We start from the raw sequence: 18,156 nt of genomic DNA, 5'->3' as shown, positions 1-18,156 counted from the left end.
GGCGGGGCGGGCTGTCTGCACGGGCGCGGGAATTCGCCCGTTCGGGCGTCGTCAGCCGACGCGCACGCCGAACTGGAAGCTGCCGATGGTGTTCATCGACTCGTAGCGGACGAACGTGCCCGGGTACGGGGCGTGCAGGACGGTGTTGTTGCCCGCGTAGAGGCCCACGTGCTCGGTGTTGTTGAAGAAGACCAGGTCGCCCGGCTTCAGCGCGCTGCGCCCGATGTGGACGCCGTCGTTGACCTGGGTGTACGTGACCCGGGAGATCTGGACGTTGGCCTGGGCGTAGGCCCACTGGGTCAGCCCGGAGCAGTCGAAGGCCCCGGGGCCGGTGCCACCCCTCTGGTACGGCTTGCCCACCTGGGTGGCGGCTGCGTTCAGGGCGGCGGCGCCCCAGGCGGAGGCGGGGACCTCCTTGCCCAGGTCGACCCGGTCGCTCGCGGCGCGGCTGGCGCGCTGTTCGTCATTGCGCATCTTCGTGCGCTCGGCCTGGGTCATCGTGTTGAGCAGGCGCTGCGCCTCGGCCAGCTTGTCCTGGAGCTTCTTCTTCTTCGCGCCGAGCGTCTTGCGCACGTCCGCGAGGTCGCCGAGCTTGTCCTGGGCCTCCTTGCGCTCCTGCGCGAGGACCCGCTGCTTCTCCTGGATCTTCCCCAGGGTCTCGGTCTGCTTGGCCGTCAACTGGTCGAGGGCCGAGGCCTCGTCGAGGAAGCTGTCCGGGTTGGAGGAGAGGAAGAGCTGCACCGACGGGTCGATGCCACCGGAGCGGTACTGCGCGGCGGCGAGCGAACCGAGGCCGTTGCGCAGGTTGTTGATCTCCTGCTGACCGCGGGCCACCTTGTCCTGCAGCGCGCCGACTTCCTTCTCCAGCTTCTGCTGCTTCTCCTTGGCGCCGTAGTACTGCTCGTTGGCGGCGCCGGCCTCGTGGTTGAGCTTCTCGACCTTCGCCTTGACCTCGCCCTTGGAGGGCTTCGGGTCGGCGTGGGCCGCCTGGGAGGTCAGGGCCACGGCCGCGGCGGCGGTCGCGGTGAGCACGGTCACACGGGCGCGGCTCGGCTGCTTGGGACGACGGTGGGACGCCACGAAGGCGAGCTCCTTCTTCCTCGAGCCGCCTACCGGGATGTGGGGGATTCGAATCCCCGGCTCCGTGCACGTCACGGACTCGGCGGTGTCTTCGCCGTCACCCCGGATGGGTGATCAACCGTGCGAAGGTTCGAGGCCCGACCCTAGTGACCAACTTGTGATCAGTTCAAATCCTCACCAGAAAAATCTCGTCACAGACCGCACTTCTTTACCCTCGACGCACGGGGTGTAGCTGCGACCTGACGGTCCGTTCCCTCAATTCCACCGAGACCCGGCAAGTGCCGCTAGACGCGCGAAAGGCGCTTCAGGAGCAAGACGGACGCAACGGGCCTGGCGCCCGCCTTCGCCACTCCGTCGGCGACTTCGCGGTCGGTGGAGACCACCACGACGGGCCTGCCCGGAGGTTCGGCGCGCGCCAGCTGACGAATGAGTTCGTCGGCGGTCACGCCGGGCTTGCTGAACAGCACCCGGACCCCGCGCGGCGGTGCGAGCAGCACCGGGGCCGCCAGCTCGGCCCCGTCGAAGACACAGGTCATCTCGGCGCCGGTCTGCGCCGCGAGCACCGCGAGGCCGCCCAGCAGCCGCAGCCGCTGCTTCTCCAGCGGCAGCTGCGGATAGCCGGTCTTGGTGACGTTGTAGCCGTCGACGATCAGATGCGCCTGCGGCAGCGCGAGCAGCTGGTCGAGCAGGGCCGGGTCGGTCTCCGAAAGGGCCCTGGCGGCAATGTCCTTGGGCGACATCCGGCCCGGCTCGACGGCGTCGACACTGTCGGCGGGACGGATCGAGGCGGGCGGCAGGGCCAGTTCGCGCCGGAGCCCGCTCGCCGCGTCGAGCACCGTGTCCAGCAGCAGCCGCAGCCTCATGTCCTCGACCGAGCGGCCCTCCCTGGCGGCCCGGCGGCCCGCCTCCACGGACGCCTCGGCCTCACCGAGCCGCGCCTTGAGCCGGCGGCTCTCGCTCTCGGCGGCGGAGACCTGGGCGGCCGTCTCGGACCGTACGGCGTCGGTCTCGGCGCGGCTGCGGCGCAGCGCGGCCTCGCCGCGCCTGACCTCGTTGACGGCGCTGCGCAGCTTGCGCTGGAGGGAGTCGGCCTCCTTGCGGGCCGCGTCCAGCTCGGCGCGCAGCCGCTCCGTCTCGCTCTTCGTCTGCGAGCGGGCCCGGACGAGCTCCTCGCGCAGCCGCTCCAGTTCGCGGCGGCTCTCCTCGTCGGCGCGCTCGGCGTCCGCGCGCTGGGCCTCCTCGCCGGCTGCGGCGACCAGCTTCAGCCAGCCCGGCGGGCGCAGCACATAGGCCGCCGCGGCCACATCGACGGGGTCGGCGGCGGCAGGCGGCGCACCGGCCTCCAGGGCAGCGGCCAGCTCGGACTGCCCCTCCTTGAGCCGCTCACCGATGCGCTGCCGGAACAGCGCGTCGTTCTCCAGGGCGGCCGCCATCGCGTTCCCGGCGAACTTGGCCCGCCGGGTCGGGGTGAAACGGGCGTACTGCCGCAGCTGGGCCGGGAGTTCGGTGACCGTCAGGCCGCCGAACGCGTCCGAGACCAGCGCGACGACCCGCCGCCGTACGCCTTCGGGCAGCGGGCGGTCGAGCGCCTCGACGGCGTCGTCGGCCGCCTCGGCCGACTCGGCGCCGCTATCGGGCTGCTCCACCATCCGTCACCCCAAATGTCTGTGGGCGCGGCTCCGTCAGGAGTCGGCACCCGGCCTGTCCACCAGTTCGATCTGGTCCACCGCGTTGCACCAACGGCAGCGCACCGACTCGATGGTCTCACTGACCACCTCGCGTTCCTCGACGCTGGACTCACCGGCCAGGTCGAGATGGACGTATTCGACGACCTTCGAGGAACGCGTCACGTCGAAGCGCGTGAGATTTCCGCAGAGCGTGCAGCGCCAGCGAGTCCCGTCGGTCGGCTGGGGAACCGTCGTCATCGTTGCGTCCTCTTTCGTCGAGCCTCGTGCTGCCTTGCTTCAAGGATCTCGCGGTGCGCCGTCGAACTGCGGATGTCCTGCCGTAACCCTACGGCCTCACCGCGTCCCCCCGACACGGCGAGGCGGTCTGTCCCGTTCCCTCCGGTTGCGTCATGCTCTGTTCATGATCGATCGGCGAGCTGTGGCCGGCAGACTGTCCGGCGGACTGCTACGGACGGTCACCGGTGGACCACTGGTGGCCCATGCCCTGATCGCGGTCTGCGCCCTGGTCTTCGTGATCAGCCCGCTGTCCGGCTTCAACCCGGTCCCCGGAACCGCCGACGCCCTGCTGGCCGCCCAGGCCGGGTACTTCGAACGGTGGGGCGTGATCCCGAGCGAGCTGTGGGACGGCTCCGCACACGCCCTGCTCGCCCCGCTCACCGCCCTCTTCGTGCACGGCAGCTGGCTGCACCTGCTCGGCAACGTGCTCTTCCTGTACGTATTCGGGGCGATGACCGAGGAGCGCATGGGCCGGGTGGGGTTCACCTTCTTCTACGTCATCAGCGGCTATCTCGCCCTGGTCGCCTACGCGGCCGCCCACGCCACGTCCGACCAGACGCTGGTGGGCGCCTCGGGGGCGATCTCGGCAGTGCTCGGAGCGTTCCTGTACCTCTTCCCCAGGGCCCGGGTCACCAGCCTGTTCCCGTTCCTCTTCTTCCTGCCGCTGCGCTTCCCCGCCTGGATCGTGCTGGTCTTCTGGTTCGTCCTGCAGTGGCTGGCGGTCCAGGGCGCGGGCAGCGGGGGGCCGGGCGTGGCCTATCTGGCCCATGTGGTGGGCTTCGCCCTGGGCTTTCTCTACGCCTGGGGGCGTTACCGGCGTACGGATAGAGTGAAGGCACCAGCCACGGCCACCGAGGGAGAAAGCCAGCCGTGATCACCGCGATCGTGCTCATCAAAACCAGCGTGGACCGGATTCCCGAGATCGCCGAGGCCATCGCCGCGCTGGACAGCGTCAGCGAGGTCTTCTCGGTCACCGGTACGTACGACCTGATCGCCATGGTCCGGGTGGCCAAGCACGACGATCTGGCCGACGTCATCCCCGGCCGGATCAGCAAGATCCCCGGCGTCGAGGCCACCGACACGCATGTGGCGTTCCGTACCTACTCGCAGCACGACCTGGAGGCCGCCTTCGCCATCGGCCTCGACGCGTAGGCACACCCGCACGGCGTGACACTTCGGCGGGGGACGGGCTCGGCTGCCCGTCCCCCGCCGAAGTGCTGTGTGCCCGTCAGAGCTGCGCCGCACCCCGGTCCGGGACGCAGCGGCCGTCCTCGGTGCGGTACTTCCACTGGGCGCCCTTGCTCACCAGTTCCTTGACCGCGCGGACGAAACGCTCGATGTGCTCGTCCGGCGTACCGGCGCCGAAGCTCACCCGGATCGCGTTGAGCGAACGTTCCCCCGGCTCGGCCTCCGGCGCGCCGCACTCCCCGACCTCCTGCGGGTCGCTGCCCAACAGCGTGCGGACCAGCGGGTGGGCGCAGAACAGTCCGTCGCGGACCCCGATGCCGTACTCGGCGGAGAGGGCGGCGGCGAAGTGCGAGCTGTTCCAGCCCTCCACCACGAAGGAGATGACGCCGACCCGCGGGGCCTCGTCACCGAACAGCGAGAGCACCTTGACCTCGGGGACCCCTGCCAGGCCGGCCCGGACCGCACCCACGAGGTGCTGCTCCCGGGCGACCAGGTTGTCGAAGCCCGCCTCGGTGAGCGCCTTGCAGGCGGAGGCGATGGAGTACACCCCGATGACGTTGGGGGAACCGGCCTCGTGGCGGGCGGCGGTGGAGTGCCATTCGACGTCCACGCCGCCGTCGGTGCGACGGGCGACCTTGCGCGAGGCGCCGCCGCCCGCGAGGTAGGGCTCGGCCTGCTGCAGCCAGTCGGACCGGCCGGCGAGGACGCCCGAGCCGAAGGGCGCATACAGCTTGTGTCCGGAGAAGGCGACCCAGTCGACGTCCAGCTCGGCGATGTCGACGGGGTGGTGCGGGGCGAGCTGCGCGGCGTCCAGCACGATCCGGGCACCGTGCGCGTGCGCGGCGGCGGCCAGCTCCTTCACCGGCCACAGCTCGCCGGTGACATTGGAGGCGCCGGTGACGCAGACCAGCGCGGGGCCGTAGGGCTCGCGGTCGGCGAGAGCCCGCTCCAGCGTCTCGACGGCCTGGGCGGGGGTGCGCGGGGCGTTCAGGTAGGTCACCCGGGCGTCGCGCCACGGCAGCAGCGAGGCGTGGTGCTCGGTCTCGTACACGAAGACCTGGCAGTCGGCCGGGACGACCGCGGCCAGCAGGTTCAGCGAGTCGGTGGTCGAGCGGGTGAAGATCACCTGGTCGTCGGCGCGGCAGCCGAGGAACTCCGCGACGGTCGCGCGGCTGTTCTCGAAGAGGTCCGTGGAGAGCTGCGAGAGGTAACCGGCCCCGCGGTGGACGCTGCCGTAGTACGGGGCGTACGCGGCGACGTCGTCCCAGACGCGCTGGAGGGCGGGGGCGCTGGCGGCGTAGTCGAGAGCGGCGTAGGTGACCTCACCGCCCGTGACCAGCGGAACTGTCACATCCTTGCCCAGAACCGGCAGAGGGGCACAAAGCGACTGGTCGGCGGCAGCGGTGAAGACAGACATGGCGAACTCCCGTAAGAGGCAGGCGAATTGCATGCGCCGGCGGAAACGCGGCAGCGCAGCGGAGAAAAGAGGGGTGTGCGGAGGAGGGCCGACGGCCCTATCGCATTCGCGTGCTCACAAGAGACTCCCTAGGGACCAGGACCCCGGGGGTTGGCATTCACAGATGCCGAGGGGCCCGCGCTTGCCGCAGACCTCGCTGCCTACGGCCTGGTCTTCACCCGGGGCACCCCGCCACGGACGGAGGGTTGCCGGACAGCGGGCCGGGGCCGTAGTCGCTGTCACTCATGACCTGACCAGCATCCTGCCATACGCACGAAGACGCGCAAGGCGCAGTCCAGGATCCGGACTGCGCCCTGCGCCACATTTCCGCCTGTTTCAGGCGTTGCTGGCCGCCACCCAGCGCTCCAGCGCACGTGCCGCCGCCCCGGAGTCGATGGACTCGGCAGCCTTCGCCATCCCGGCCGCGAGCTGCTCGTTCAGCGTGCCGTCCGCCGCGTCCAGCGCCACCAGCGCCGCCGCCGAGTTGAGCAGCACGGCATCGCGCACCGGTCCCCGCTCGCCGCCCAGCACCCGGCGGGCCACATCGGCGTTGTACGAGGCGTCCGCACCGCGCAGGGCCTGCACGGGCACCAGTTCCAGACCGACGTCGCGCGGGTCGAACGCCTCCTCGCGCACCGCTCCGTCCCGGACCACCCAGACCCGCGAGGTCGCGGTCGTCGTCAGCTCGTCCAGACCGTCGTCGCCGCGGAAGACCAGCGCCGAATTGCCGCGCCCGGCCAGCACCCCGGCGACGATGGGCGCCATCTTCAGGTCGGCCACGCCGACGGCCTGCGAACGCACCCGGGCCGGGTTGGTGAGCGGCCCGAGGATGTTGAACGTCGTCGGCGCGCCGAGCTCCTTGCGGGCCCTGGAGACGTAGCGCAGGGCGGGGTGGAACTTCACCGCGAAGCAGAAGGTGATGCCTGCCTCCTCGGCGACCTCGACGACCCGCTGCGCGGAGAGGTCCAGGTTGACGCCGAGCTTCTCCAGCACATCGGAGGAACCGCTCGCCGACGAGGAGGCGCGGTTGCCGTGCTTGACGACCTTGGCGCCGGTGCCGGCGATGACGATCGCCGACATGGTGGAGATGTTGACCGTCTTGGCGAGGTCGCCGCCGGTGCCGACGATGTCGACCGTACGACCGGGTACGTGGATGGTGTTGGCGTGCTCGTACATCGCCCGTACCAGGCCGGACACCTCGTCGATCGTCTCGCCCTTGGCCCGCAGCGCCACCGCGAACCCGGCGATCTGCACATCGGTCGCCTCGCCGCTCATGATGCGGTCCATCGCCCACGCGGTGTCGTCGGCGGTGAGGTTCTCACCGCGCAGCAGGGGGTTCAGCATGCCGGGCCAGGAACGGTCCGCCACGCTGTCGCCGCCGATCGGGGTCACAACGTTCATGGTCCGCTCCTGGGTCCACAGCCGGTAAAAGGGATTGCCTCCACCCTATCGAGCGCCGTGGACGGCAAAGAGCCCCGTCCATCGAATGGACGGGGCTCCTGCTGTGGCGATCAGTTCAAGCGATCAGTGGTGACCGTGGCCGCTGGTGATCTCCTTGTACTCCTCGGCGGTGGGCTTGGCGATCTGGTTGTCCTCGCCGAAGTAGCCCTTGCTGAGCCGGGCCCGCAGCTTCTGCAGGACCGACACCTTGCGCTCGACACCGTTCTCGTCGACCGTCGGGCCGATCTCGACCGGCTTGTACTGCTCGTGCGCGGTGAGCGTGTGCAGCTGCTCGGGGCCGAGCGGCTCGTGGATCTCGACGAACTCACCGTGCGGCAGGCGCTTGATGATGCCGGACTCACGCCCGTGCAGCACCTTCTCCTTGTCGCGGCGCTGGAGGCCGAGGCAGATCCGCCGGGTGGCGATGAACGCGAGGACCGGGCCGACGAAGATGAAGATCCGGACGAACCAGGAGATGGCGTTCAGCGACAGGTGGAAGTGCGTGGCCCACAGGTCGTTACCACCGCCGATGAAGACGATGACGTACTCGGTGATCCAGGCGACACCGAAGGCCGTCCGGGTCGGGGCGTTGCGCGGGCGGTCCAGGATGTGGTGCTCGCGCTTGTCCCCGGTGACCCAGGATTCGACGAACGGGTAGACCGCGATGATCGCGAGCACCAGTCCGAAGGCCATCAGCGGGATGAACACACCCAGGACGAGCGTGTGGCCCCAGAGGTTGATCTCCCAGCCAGGCATCACTCGGATCAGACCCTCGGCGAAGCCCATGTACCAGTCGGGCTGGGCGCCGGTGGACACCTGGTCCGGGCGGTACGGGCCGATGGCCCAGATCGGGTTGATCGAGGCGATGGCCGCGATGACGGCGATGATGCCGAAGACCAGGAAGAAGAAACCGCCGGCCTTCGCCATGTACACCGGCAGCAGCGGCATGCCGACGACGTTCTTGTTGGTGCGGCCGGGACCCGCGAACTGCGTGTGCTTGTGGTAGAAGACCAGGATCAGGTGCGCCACCAGCAGACCGAGCATGATGCCCGGCAGCAGCAGGATGTGGATCGAGTAGAACCGGGCGACGAAGTCGTGACCGGGGAACTCTCCGCCGAACAGGAACATCGAGATGTACGTGCCGACGATCGGCATCGACAGGATCGCGCCCTGGGTGAAGCGGACACCCGTACCGGACAGCAGGTCGTCCGGGAGCGAGTAGCCGGTGAAGCCGGTGAACATGCCCAGCACGAACAGCAGGAAGCCGAACAGCCAGTTGATCTCACGCGGCTTGCGGAACGCACCCGTGAAGAAGACGCGCATCATGTGCACGAACATGCCGGCCAGGAAGATCAGCGCGGCCCAGTGGTGGATCTGCCGGACCAGCAGACCACCGCGGACGTCGAAGCTGATGTCCAGCGTCGAGGCGTAGGCCTCGGACATCCGGATGCCCTGCATCGGCTCGTACGAGCCGTGGTACACGACCTCGTTCATGCTCGGGTGGAAGAACAGCGTCAGGTACACACCCGTGATGATGATGATGATGAAGCTGTAGAGGGCGATCTCACCGAGCATGAAGGACCAGTGGTCCGGGAAGATCTTGCGCATGTTGGCCTTGGCCAGGGAGTAGATCCCGAGTCGGCCGTCCGCCCAGTCGGCCACCCGCTCACCGGCGGGCGCCTTGCGCTGTGTGTCGGTCGCAGTACTCATCCGCGCTCCCAGAATGCAGGACCGACGGGCTCATCGAAGTCACCGAGCGCCTCGAGGTTGCCCTCGCTGTTCACACCGATCCGCAGCTGCGGAAGGGCGTGACCGGCCGGACCGAAGATGACGCGGGCGCCGTCGGAGAGGTCGAAGGTGGACTGGTGGCACGGGCAGAGCACGTGGTGCGTCTGCTGCTCGTACAGGCTGATCGGGCAGCCGACGTGCGTGCAGATCTTGGAGAAGGCCACGATTCCCTCGTGGGCCCACTCGCGCTCGCGCTTGTCCTTGATGTTCTCCGGCTGGATGCGGATGATCATCAGCGCGGCCTTGGCGATCTGGTTCTGGAAGTCCTCCGCGTGCTCCGACAGGCCCTCGGGCATGGCGAAGGTCAGCGAACCGACGGCGACGTCCTCGGGACGCAGCGGCTCCATCGTGTTCATGTTGATGAGCTGCTTGCCCTTGGCCCACAGGGTGTTGCGGAGCTTCTTCTCCGGCAGCGGACCGAGGTCGCGCAGCAGCACCACACCGGAGAGCGGCACCAGGGCCAGCGCGCCGAACATGGTGTTGCGGATCAGCTTGCGCCGCCCGAACGCGGACTCCTCGGCACCTGCCGCGAAGTCCGCCAGGACCTTCGCCTTGACCTCGGGCTCGGCCTCGATGGCGTGCCGGTCGTCGGCGACCTCCACGTCGGACATCAGCGTGCGCGCCCAGTGGACGGCGCCGGCGCCGATCGCGAAGAGGGCCACGCCCAGGGTCAGACCCAGGGAGAAGTTGAGCGCGCTCACATGGCCGAAGGGCCAGATGTACACGATCTTGTCGACCGGGAAGATGACGTACGAGGCGATGAAGCCGATCGTCGCCAGCATGGACAGCGTGAACATGAACGCCACGGCGCGCTCGGAGCGCTTCGCGGCCCGTTCGTCGATGTCCTGGATGCGCGGCTTGTGGGCCGGCAGCCCCGGGTCGGCGAACGGGTCGTCCGCGACCTCTACTACCGCGCCGTGCGCGGTGTCCTGCTCAGCGGGCAGGTTCTCGTCTGGAATCTCTTGGCTACTCATGACTTCTTGGCCTTAGCGGTGTGGGCCGCGACCCAAATGGCAACTGCGATCAGTGCGCCGAGCCCGAAGATCCAGGCGAACAGCCCCTCGCTGACCGGCCCCAGGCCGCCCAGCTTCAGACCACCCGGGTTCTCCGACTGGGCGCTGTTGACGGTCTGGATGTACGCGATGATGTCCCGCTTCTGCTGCTCGGGCATCGTCGTGTCCGGGAAGGACGGCATGCTCTGCGGGCCGGTCTGCATGGCCTCGTAGATGTGCTTCGGGTCCACGCCTTCAAGGCTGGGCGCGTACTTGCCGTTCGTCAGCGCGCCGCCCTCACCGGTGAAGTTGTGGCACTGCGCGCAGTTGGTACGGAACAGGTCGCCACCCTTGGCGATGTCCGCACCGTCAGGGCTGACCTGGTTCTTGGTCGGAATGATCGGACCGGCGCCGAGCGACGCGACGTACGCCGCGAGCTGATCGATCTGCGCCTGGTTGTAGATGACCTTCTTCTTCGGCACCTGGGCGCCGGGCTGCTGCGCCGGCATACGGCCCGTACCGACCTGGAAGTCAACGGCGGCGGAGCCCACGCCGACCAGGCTCGGCCCGTCGGTGGTGCCCTGACCGCCGGTTCCGTGGCAGCTGGCGCAACCGACGGAGTACAGCTTCTTGCCCTCGTCGATGGCGAGGGACTGGGCGGTTTCGTCGGCCTGCGCCTTACTCGCGGGCGCAAACGCGGCGTACAGCCCCCCAGTGGCCGCCAGCGCGAGGAGTAGTACGACGACCGCCGCCAACGGATGGCGTCGTCGTGCGGAGAGCTTTTTCACGGATTACCCCGGTGTCAGGATCTTCTGCGTCGATGCTGGATGTGGTTCGGGTTCGAGCCCGGTTACTTGATCATGTAGATCGTGGCGAAGAGGCCGATCCATACGACATCGACGAAGTGCCAGTAATAGGACACGACGATGGCGGCGGTCGCCTGTTCGTGGGTGAACCTCTTGGCTGCGTATGTCCTGCCCAGAACGAGCAGGAAGGCGATGAGACCGCCTGTCACATGCAGACCGTGGAAGCCGGTGGTCAGGTAGAACACCGAGCCGTACGGGTCGGAGGACAGCGAGAGGCCGTCCTTCTTCACCAGCTCGGTGTACTCGAAGACCTGGCCTCCGATGAAGATCGCACCCATCACGAAAGTGATCACGAACCAGGCACGGAGCTTCTTCACATCGCCCCGCTCCGCGGCGAAGACGCCGAGCTGGCAGGTGAGTGAGGAGAGCACCAGGATCGTGGTGTTCGTCGCCGAGAACGGGAAGTTCAGGGCCGAAGCCATTTCCTTCCAGTGGTCCGGTCCCATCACCGATCGCAGGGTGAAGTACATCGCGAAGAGGGCCGCGAAGAACATCAGCTCGGAACTCAACCAGATGATGGTTCCGACGCTGGTGAGGTTCGGTCGATTGACCGAGGGGTGCGCGTGCCCGGTTTCTACTGTCGTTGCTGTCGCCACGACCGACATTATGTCGGTCGCTTATCCCGCCCTCACCCCGGGGGGTGCCGTTCGGTGTGTCAGGCGGGTGTGTCCTCCCCGAACGGCCCATGGATCCGCCGTCCCGGGCGGTGCTGACAGGACGTCGGGCGGAGTACGATCCGCGCATCGGTTCATGCCCGGAAAGCCCCGAAGACACAGATGTCACGGAGGAACAATGCAGCCGACCGCCACGGTCCTGGTCTACAGCGACGACGCCAACACCCGTGAGCAGGTGAGGCTGGCAGCCGGGCACAGGCCCGCGGCCGATGTGCCACCGGTGGAATTCCTGGAATGCGCCACCCTGCCCGCCGTGCTGGAGGCGCTGGACCGCGGCGGCATCGACGTCTGCGTGCTGGACGGCGAGACGGCGCCCGCGGGCGGCATGGGCGTCTGCCGGCAGATCAAGGACGAGATCTTCCACTGCCCGCCGGTACTGCTGCTGATCGGGCGCCCGCAGGACGCCTGGCTGGCCACCTGGAGCCGTGCGGACGCCGCGGTGACCCTGCCGGTCGAGCCGGTCGAGTTCGCGGACGCCCTGGCCGCCCTGCTGCGCAGCAGGGACTGCGTGAACGCCTGAGTCCCGCCGCGGTTTCGTCCGTGGTCCCACTGAGGGGCAGCGCACTCCCCGGTCCGGTCAGACCTCGGGACGCAGTCGCGCCGCCTGGAACGTGTCCGTACGGTCCGGCGTGGTGTTCTTCTGCAGGGCGCTGCCCTTCAGCCATTTGGCCCAGGACAGGTTCCAGTCCCCGTAGCCGTTGTCGAACGGCGTCATCGTCTCGCCCTGGCTGCCCACGACCGTGACGATGTCGCCCTGGCGCACCGTGTTGTAGAACCACTCGGCCTGGCCGGTGCTCATGCCCGTACAGCCGTGGCTCACGTTCGCGTACCCCTGCGAGCCGGTGGACCAGGGGGCCGCGTGCACGTACTCGCCGCTCCAGGTGACGCGCGTCGCGTAGTAGACCAGCAGGTCGTACGAGTCGGAGGAGCCCTCCGCGATGCCGATCGTCTCCCCGCGCATACGTACGTTGTACTCCTTGCCCAGCACGACCTTGACGCCGTTTCGGGTGGAGAAGCCGGGCTTGCCGGTCGTCACCGGAATGGTGTTGATCACTTTCCCGTTGCGCTTGACCGTCATCGAGTGCGCCGCGGCGTCCGTGACGGCCTCGATGCGGTCGCCCGTGGTGAGCCTCAGCGCCTTCGTGGGGGCGCCGTAGAGGGCGTCGGTGACCTTGACCCCGGCCAGGCCGCTGGTGACGTCGATGGTGGCCCTGGCGGGCCAGTAGTCCTTGGGGCGGTAGTGCAGGGTCTTGTCGTCGACCCAGTACCAGGAACCGGTCACGGCGGGTGTCGAGCGGACCCTGAGGGCGCGCTCGACGTTGGCCCTGGACGCCTTGTCCTTGATCGGAGCGCTGAGTTCCGCCGTGATGGGCTGTCCGACGCCGTAGGTGCCCGCCTGAGGGCCGAAGGCGACCTTCAGGAACTTCTTGGCGGAGGTGGTTCCGAAAGAGAGCGTACGGCCGCCCGGAGCGCCGTCGTCGTCCTCCGTGCTGACCCGCACGGTGTACCGGGTGCCGGCGGCGAGCGGGAGGGTGGAGTGCCACCGCTGCCCGTCGGCGTCGAGTTCGCCCGCGAGGTGGCGGCCCGTCGTGTCGACGGCCGACACGTCCGTGATCCGGCCGTCGTCGCCGTTGACGGTGACCTCCAGCGGCTTGCCGGGGTCGACCTTCCCGTCGCCGTCCGACGCGTTGGAGGAGATCTCGTCCACAGCGTCGTACGGCTTCTCCGCGAGCGGATGGCCGCCGGACCCGCCACAGGCGGTCACTCCTGCGACCAGGGTCACGACCAGCAGGGTGCAGCCCACTGCGGGGCGGATGCGCGGCGTGTGGTTCATGGACCCACGCTATGAAAGTTCATCCGTATCAGCGCGCGGTGTGACTGCGAACGGGGGACCCGTACTCCTCTCGGTGGAGAAGTGCGGGCCCCCCGTCAGGTGGAGCGGTGACGCGAGGTCACTGGGTGCGGTTCTCACCGCGGTAGTACTCGAAGACCCAGCCGAACAGACCGATCAGGATGACCGGGGCCGAGAAGTAGAGCAGCCACCAGCCGAAGATGACTCCCATGAAGGCGAGGGCACCGCCGACCGCCAGCGAGAGCGGCTGCCAGCTGTGCGGGGAGAAGAACCCCACCTCGCCGGCCTCGTCCGCGACATCGGCTTCCTTGTTGTCCTGCGCCAGGGCGTCGACCCGCCGGGCCGTGAAGGCCAGGTAGAAGCCGATCATGACGCTCAGCCCGAAGGCCAGGACGAGTGCGGTGGTACCGGCCGGCTCCTTCGACCACACGCCGTACGTGACGGCCATGGCGAGGATGAAGACGCTCAACCAGATGAACATCTTGCCCTGGATCTTCACTTGCCGGCCTCCTTGCCACCAGCGAGGGCCTTGTCATCCTCGAAGTGGTGCTCCAACTGCTCGAGCGCCGCGATCTCCGGGTGATGCAGGTCGAACGCCGGGGATTCGGAACGGATCCGCGGCAGGGTGAGGAAGTTGTGCCGCGGCGGCGGGCAGGAAGTCGCCCACTCCAGCGAACGGCCGTAGCCCCACGGGTCGTCGACCTCGATCTTCTTGCCGTACTTGGCGGTCTTCCACACGTTGTAGAAGAACGGCAGCATCGACAGGCCGAGCAGGAACGAGGAGATCGTCGAGATCGTGTTCAGCGCGGTGAAGCCGTCCGCGGCGAGGTAGTCCGCGTAACGACGCGGCATTCCCTCGGCACCGAGCCAGTGCTGCACCAGGAACGTGCCGTGGAAGCCCACGAACAGCGTCCAGAACGTGATCTTGCCGAGCCGCTCGTCCAGCATCTTGCCGGTGAACTTCGGCCACCAGAAGTGGAATCCGGAGAACATCGCGAAGACCACGGTGCCGAAGATGACGTAGTGGAAGTGCGCGACGACGAAGTACGAGTCCGACACGTGGAAGTCCATCGGGGGCGATGCCAGGATCACGCCGGTCAGACCACCGAAGGTGAAGGTGATCAGGAAGCCGACGGCCCAGAGCATCGGTGTCTCGAAGGACAACGACCCCTTCCACATCGTGCCGATCCAGTTGAAGAACTTCACACCGGTCGGTACCGCGATGAGGAAGGTCATGAACGAGAAGAACGGCAGCAGCACACCGCCCGTGACGTACATGTGGTGCGCCCACACGGTCACGGAGAGGCCCGCGATGGCGATCGTCGCGCTGATCAGGCCGATGTAGCCGAACATCGGCTTCCGGCTGAACACCGGAATCACTTCGGAAATGATTCCGAAGAATGGCAAGGCGATGATGTACACCTCTGGATGGCCGAAGAACCAGAAGAGGTGTTGCCAGAGCAATGCGCCGCCATTGGCCGCGTCGAAGACATGCGCCCCGAATTTACGGTCCGCCTCCAGCGCGAAGAGCGCGGCGGCGAGGACCGGGAAGGCCAGCAGGACCAGCACACCGGTCAGCAGGACGTTCCAGACGAAGATCGGCATGCGGAACATCGTCATGCCGGGAGCGCGCATGCAGATGATCGTGGTGATGAAGTTGACCGAACCGAGGATCGTGCCGAAGCCGGAGAAGGCCAGACCCATGATCCACATGTCGGCGCCGACACCCGGCGACCGGACCGCGTCCGAGAGCGGGGAGTAGGCGAACCAGCCGAAGTCCGCAGCACCCTGCGGGGTGAGGAAGCCGGCCACCGCGATGATCGAACCGAAGAGGTACAGCCAGTACGCGAACATGTTCAGCCGCGGGAACGCCACGTCGGGCGCGCCGATCTGCAGCGGCATGATCCAGTTCGCGAATCCGGCGAACAGCGGCGTCGCGAACATCAGCAGCATGATCGTGCCGTGCATCGTGAACGCCTGGTTGAACTGCTCGTTCGACATGATCTGCGTGCCGGGACGGGCCAGTTCGGCGCGCATGAAGAGCGCCATCAGACCGCCGATGCAGAAGAACGCGAACGATGTGACCAGGTACATCGTGCCGATCGTCTTGTGGTCAGTGGTGGTCAGCCACTTGATGACGACGTTTCCCGGCTGCTTCCGCCGGACCGGCAGCTCGTCCTCGTACGAGTCGTCTGCTGCCGCGGCACCCTGAGGTTCGTTGAGGATGCTCACAGTTTGTTCGTCTCCGCATTCCTGGCCGGGTCAGTCTGCTCGATGCCGGCCGGCACGTAGCCCGTCTGGCCCTTCTTCGCCAGCTCCTCGAGGTGCGCCTGGTAGCGCTCCGGGGAGACGACCTTGACGTTGAAGAGCATCCGGGAGTGGTCGGCGCCGCAGAGCTCGGCGCACTTGCCCATGAAGGTGCCCTCCTGGTTGGGAGTCACCTCGAAGGCGTTGGTGTGGCCCGGAAAAACGTCCTGCTTCATGAGGAACGGCACCACCCAGAAGGAGTGGATGACGTCACGCGAAGTCAGAACGAAGCGGACCTTCTCGCCCTTCGGCAGCCACAGGGTCGGACCCGGGTTGCCGTTCTGCGGGTTCCGCGTTCCCGGGATGCCGAAGTCGTAGACGCCTTCCGCACCCTTGGGGAAGTCCTTCTGGAACCGGTTGGGGATGGCGTCGAGCTCCTTGGGGATCTCGTTGCCCGTGGCGGTCGAGCCGTCCACGTTCTCGATGTAGTTGAAGCCCCAGCTCCACTGATAGCCGACCACGTTGATGGTGTGGGCGGGCTTCGGAGAGAGCGAAAGGATCTTCGATTCATCGCGCGCGGTGAAGTAGAACAACACCGAGACGATGATCAGAGGGACCACGGTGTACAGCGCCTCGATGGGCATGTTGTACCTGGTCTGCGGAGGAACCTCGACCTTGGTGCGGCTGCGCCGGTGGAAGATGACGCTCCACAGGATCAGGCCCCAGACCAGCACGCCCGTGGCGAGCGCTGCCGCCCACGAGCCCTGCCAGAGGGAAAGGATCCGTGGTGCCTCTTCTGTTACCGGCGTGGGCATACCAAGGCGGGGGAAGTCCTTGTATGTGCAACCGGTTGCGGTCGCCAGGATCAGGCCCGCAGTCAGCACCTGCGGCAGCTTCCGCCGCATCGGGCGCCGCGACGAGCGGTCGGAGCCGTTGGGACTCACGTAGCGCCTTCCCGAGAGTCTCGCCCGCGCGGTCGGCGCGGCCGTCTTTCTGGTCGGTCGCCGCCCTGACGCGGGCAGGGGTTTGGATGTTTATGCGGACCAAACCCTACTGGACGCTATTTGGGGTCGCGCGGGGAGGGTGCCCAACGCGCCGCCCGACTCCCCGAAGGGGTGGAATACGGGCCTCCGAGCGCGATCTGACGCCCCCTCTCCCGACCCCTCGCGGGCGGCCCGTCCCCGGGTCCGGGCCCGGCTCGGGCTAGCGTGGCCGCGTGCCCTACTTCGACACCGCATCCTCCGCTCCCCTGCACCCCGTCGCACGTCAGGCGCTGCTTGCCGCGCTGGACGAGGGCTGGGCCGACCCTGCCAGGCTCTACCGCGAGGGACGGCGCGCCCGGCTGCTGCTGGACGCCGCCCGGGAGGCCGCCGCCGAGGCCGTCGGATGCCGTCCGGACGAGCTCACATTCACTCCTTCGGGGACCCGGGCGGTGCACGCGGGGATTTCCGGGGCTCTCGCAGGACGTCGGCGGGTCGGCCGCCATCTGGTCGTCTCCTCGGTCGAACACTCGTCGGTGCTCCATTCGGCGGCCGCCCATGAGGCGCAGGGCGGGTCGGTCTCCGAGGTCCCGGTGGACCGGTCGGGGGCGGTGAGCACGGCGGCGTTCGCGGACGCGCTGCGCGAGGACACCGCGCTGGCCTGTCTGCAGTCCGCCAATCACGAGGTCGGCACCGAGCAGCCGGTGGCCGGGGTCGCGGAGGTCTGCCGGGCGGCGGGGGTGCCGCTGCTGGTGGACGCCGCGCAGTCGCTGGGCCGGGAGCCGGTGCCGGACGGCTGGTCGCTGCTGGTGGGCAGCGCCCACAAATGGGGCGGGCCCTCCGGCGTCGGGCTGCTGGCGGTGCGCAAGGGGGTGCGGTTCGCCGCTCAAGGACCGGCCGACGAGCGGGAGTCGGGACGGGCGGCGGGTTTCGAGAACATTCCGGCGATCGTCGCCGCGGCGGCGTCGCTGCGCGCCGTGCGGGCCGAGGCCGCGGCCGAGTCCGTACGGCTGCGGGCCCTGGTGGACCGCATCAGGGCCACGGTGGCGGAGGTGGTGCCCGATGTGGAGGTGGTCGGCGACCCGGTGCGGCGGCTGCCGCATCTGGTGACCTTCTCCTGTCTCTATGTCGACGGGGAGACACTGCTGCACGAGCTGGACCGGGCGGGGTTCTCCGTGTCGTCCGGCTCATCCTGCACCAGCAGCACGCTGACGCCGAGCCATGTGCTCAGGGCCATGGGAGTGCTGTCGGAGGGGAACGTACGGGTGTCGCTGCCGAACGGCACCGCCGGGGAGGACGTCGACCGCTTCCTGGACGTGCTGCCCCGGGTGGTGGCGGAGGTACGGCAGAGGCTGGGCGCGCCCGCTGCGGTGCCCCCCTCCCCCGCCCCGGCCGCGTCCCTGGTGATCGACGCGCTCGGGAAGCGGTGCCCGATCCCGGTGATCGAGCTCGCAAAGGTGATCGGGGAGGTACCGCCGGGCGGGACGGTGACCGTGCTCTCCGACGACGAGGCGGCACGCCTGGACATCCCGGCCTGGTGCGCCATGCGCGAGCAGGAGTACGTGGGCGAGGAGCCGGCGGACCGCGGCTCGGCCTATGTGGTCCGCCGGCTCGTCTGAGCCCGTCCGC

General features: G+C 68.4%; 17 protein-coding genes and 1 riboswitch. Of the genes, 4 read left to right on the top strand and 13 right to left on the bottom strand.

The window, feature by feature from the left end; all coding sequences use genetic code 11:
* Positions 1-51 precede the first annotated feature (51 nt).
* From OG611_RS16390 to OG611_RS16380, 3 genes are all read right to left on the bottom strand, one after another.
* Positions 52-1,080: an NlpC/P60 family protein gene (locus OG611_RS16390; protein ID WP_266420325.1), complete on the bottom strand. Its 1,029-nt coding sequence runs from the start codon at positions 1,078-1,080 to the stop codon at positions 52-54.
* A gap of 284 nt (positions 1,081-1,364) precedes the next feature.
* Entirely contained in the window at positions 1,365-2,726 is a 1,362-nt protein-coding gene (locus OG611_RS16385) for an NYN domain-containing protein (protein WP_266425931.1), read from the bottom strand.
* Positions 2,727-2,762: 36 nt separating this feature from the next.
* Complete coding sequence (locus OG611_RS16380; protein ID WP_014156692.1) at positions 2,763-3,005, bottom strand: hypothetical protein; 243 nt, start codon at positions 3,003-3,005, stop codon at positions 2,763-2,765.
* A gap of 163 nt (positions 3,006-3,168) precedes the next feature.
* Between OG611_RS16380 and OG611_RS16375 the strand changes: the two genes are divergently transcribed.
* The gene (locus OG611_RS16375) at positions 3,169-3,918 is read left to right on the top strand and encodes a rhomboid family intramembrane serine protease (RefSeq protein WP_266420322.1); all 750 of its coding nucleotides are present in this window, start codon (positions 3,169-3,171) and stop codon (positions 3,916-3,918) included.
* Positions 3,915-4,196: an Lrp/AsnC family transcriptional regulator gene (locus tag OG611_RS16370; RefSeq protein WP_093543818.1), complete on the top strand. Its 282-nt coding sequence runs from the start codon at positions 3,915-3,917 to the stop codon at positions 4,194-4,196. The genes OG611_RS16375 and OG611_RS16370 overlap by 4 nt, the downstream gene beginning before the upstream one ends.
* Positions 4,197-4,272: 76 nt before the next feature.
* Here OG611_RS16370 and OG611_RS16365 read toward each other — a convergent pair whose 3' ends face one another.
* The 6 genes from OG611_RS16365 to OG611_RS16340 form a co-directional block, all read right to left on the bottom strand.
* Positions 4,273-5,649 (bottom strand): aminotransferase class V-fold PLP-dependent enzyme, encoded by a 1,377-nt coding sequence (locus OG611_RS16365; protein ID WP_266420319.1) that lies wholly within the window; start codon positions 5,647-5,649, stop codon positions 4,273-4,275.
* Positions 5,650-5,821: 172 nt separating this feature from the next.
* Positions 5,822-5,939, bottom strand: a riboswitch (SAM riboswitch).
* An 85-nt stretch (positions 5,940-6,024) separates the two neighbouring features.
* A complete protein-coding gene (trpD, locus tag OG611_RS16360; protein WP_266420317.1) occupies positions 6,025-7,089 on the bottom strand; it encodes an anthranilate phosphoribosyltransferase in 1,065 nt (354 codons plus the stop codon).
* 123 nt (positions 7,090-7,212) lie between these two features.
* Positions 7,213-8,838, bottom strand: coding sequence for a ubiquinol-cytochrome c reductase cytochrome b subunit (locus OG611_RS16355; protein ID WP_266420314.1), 1,626 nt, complete (start codon positions 8,836-8,838; stop codon positions 7,213-7,215).
* Positions 8,835-9,890, bottom strand: a complete 1,056-nt coding sequence (locus OG611_RS16350; RefSeq protein ID WP_266420311.1) for a ubiquinol-cytochrome c reductase iron-sulfur subunit — start codon at positions 9,888-9,890, stop codon at positions 8,835-8,837. Before OG611_RS16350 ends, OG611_RS16355 begins: the two co-directional genes overlap by 4 nt.
* Positions 9,887-10,696 carry a c-type cytochrome gene (locus tag OG611_RS16345; RefSeq protein WP_266420309.1) on the bottom strand — a complete coding sequence of 270 codons (810 nt, stop codon included), beginning with the start codon at positions 10,694-10,696 and terminating at the stop codon, positions 9,887-9,889. Before OG611_RS16345 ends, OG611_RS16350 begins: the two co-directional genes overlap by 4 nt.
* Positions 10,697-10,758: 62 nt before the next feature.
* Positions 10,759-11,379 (bottom strand): heme-copper oxidase subunit III, encoded by a 621-nt coding sequence (locus tag OG611_RS16340; RefSeq protein ID WP_030933584.1) that lies wholly within the window; start codon positions 11,377-11,379, stop codon positions 10,759-10,761.
* 187 nt (positions 11,380-11,566) lie between these two features.
* Between OG611_RS16340 and OG611_RS16335 the strand changes: the two genes are divergently transcribed.
* Positions 11,567-11,968 (top strand): hypothetical protein, encoded by a 402-nt coding sequence (locus OG611_RS16335; protein ID WP_266420305.1) that lies wholly within the window; start codon positions 11,567-11,569, stop codon positions 11,966-11,968.
* Positions 11,969-12,025: 57 nt separating this feature from the next.
* Here OG611_RS16335 and OG611_RS16330 read toward each other — a convergent pair whose 3' ends face one another.
* The 4 genes from OG611_RS16330 to coxB form a co-directional block, all read right to left on the bottom strand.
* Positions 12,026-13,282: an Ig-like domain-containing protein gene (locus OG611_RS16330; protein ID WP_266420302.1), complete on the bottom strand. Its 1,257-nt coding sequence runs from the start codon at positions 13,280-13,282 to the stop codon at positions 12,026-12,028.
* 118 nt (positions 13,283-13,400) lie between these two features.
* On the bottom strand, positions 13,401-13,799 hold the full coding sequence (locus tag OG611_RS16325) for a cytochrome c oxidase subunit 4 (RefSeq protein WP_266420299.1): 399 nt from the start codon (positions 13,797-13,799) through the stop codon (positions 13,401-13,403).
* Positions 13,796-15,532, bottom strand: coding sequence for a cytochrome c oxidase subunit I (gene ctaD, locus OG611_RS16320; RefSeq protein ID WP_266420297.1), 1,737 nt, complete (start codon positions 15,530-15,532; stop codon positions 13,796-13,798). Before ctaD ends, OG611_RS16325 begins: the two co-directional genes overlap by 4 nt.
* The gene (gene coxB / locus OG611_RS16315; protein ID WP_266420294.1) at positions 15,529-16,491 is read right to left on the bottom strand and encodes a cytochrome c oxidase subunit II; all 963 of its coding nucleotides are present in this window, start codon (positions 16,489-16,491) and stop codon (positions 15,529-15,531) included. The genes ctaD and coxB overlap by 4 nt, the downstream gene beginning before the upstream one ends.
* A gap of 272 nt (positions 16,492-16,763) precedes the next feature.
* On the opposite strand from coxB, the gene OG611_RS16310 reads away from it, so the two are divergent.
* Entirely contained in the window at positions 16,764-18,146 is a 1,383-nt protein-coding gene (locus tag OG611_RS16310) for a cysteine desulfurase/sulfurtransferase TusA family protein (RefSeq protein WP_266420291.1), read from the top strand.
* Positions 18,147-18,156 lie beyond the last annotated feature (10 nt).

It is taken from the genome of Streptomyces sp. NBC_01363 (assembly GCF_026340595.1).
Taxonomy (GTDB): Bacteria; Actinomycetota; Actinomycetes; order Streptomycetales; family Streptomycetaceae; genus Streptomyces.
Note: the sequence above shows the minus strand (reverse complement) of the source record. Positions and strands in the feature narration are given on the sequence as shown.

Excerpts from the sequence above, each read along its gene's own strand:
- OG611_RS16330 (WP_266420302.1), bottom strand. The coding sequence starts at position 13,282 with ATGAACCACACGCCGCGCATCCGCCCCGCAGTGGGCTGCACCCTGCTG.
- trpD (WP_266420317.1), bottom strand. The coding sequence starts at position 7,089 with ATGAACGTTGTGACCCCGATCGGCGGCGACAGCGTGGCGGACCGTTCC.
- OG611_RS16380 (WP_014156692.1), bottom strand. The coding sequence starts at position 3,005 with ATGACGACGGTTCCCCAGCCGACCGACGGGACTCGCTGGCGCTGCACG.
- OG611_RS16340 (WP_030933584.1), bottom strand. The coding sequence starts at position 11,379 with ATGTCGGTCGTGGCGACAGCAACGACAGTAGAAACCGGGCACGCGCAC.
- OG611_RS16335 (WP_266420305.1), top strand. The coding sequence starts at position 11,567 with ATGCAGCCGACCGCCACGGTCCTGGTCTACAGCGACGACGCCAACACC.
- OG611_RS16355 (WP_266420314.1), bottom strand. The coding sequence starts at position 8,838 with ATGAGTACTGCGACCGACACACAGCGCAAGGCGCCCGCCGGTGAGCGG.
- OG611_RS16350 (WP_266420311.1), bottom strand. The coding sequence starts at position 9,890 with ATGAGTAGCCAAGAGATTCCAGACGAGAACCTGCCCGCTGAGCAGGAC.
- OG611_RS16365 (WP_266420319.1), bottom strand. The coding sequence starts at position 5,649 with ATGTCTGTCTTCACCGCTGCCGCCGACCAGTCGCTTTGTGCCCCTCTG.
- OG611_RS16375 (WP_266420322.1), top strand. The coding sequence starts at position 3,169 with ATGATCGATCGGCGAGCTGTGGCCGGCAGACTGTCCGGCGGACTGCTA.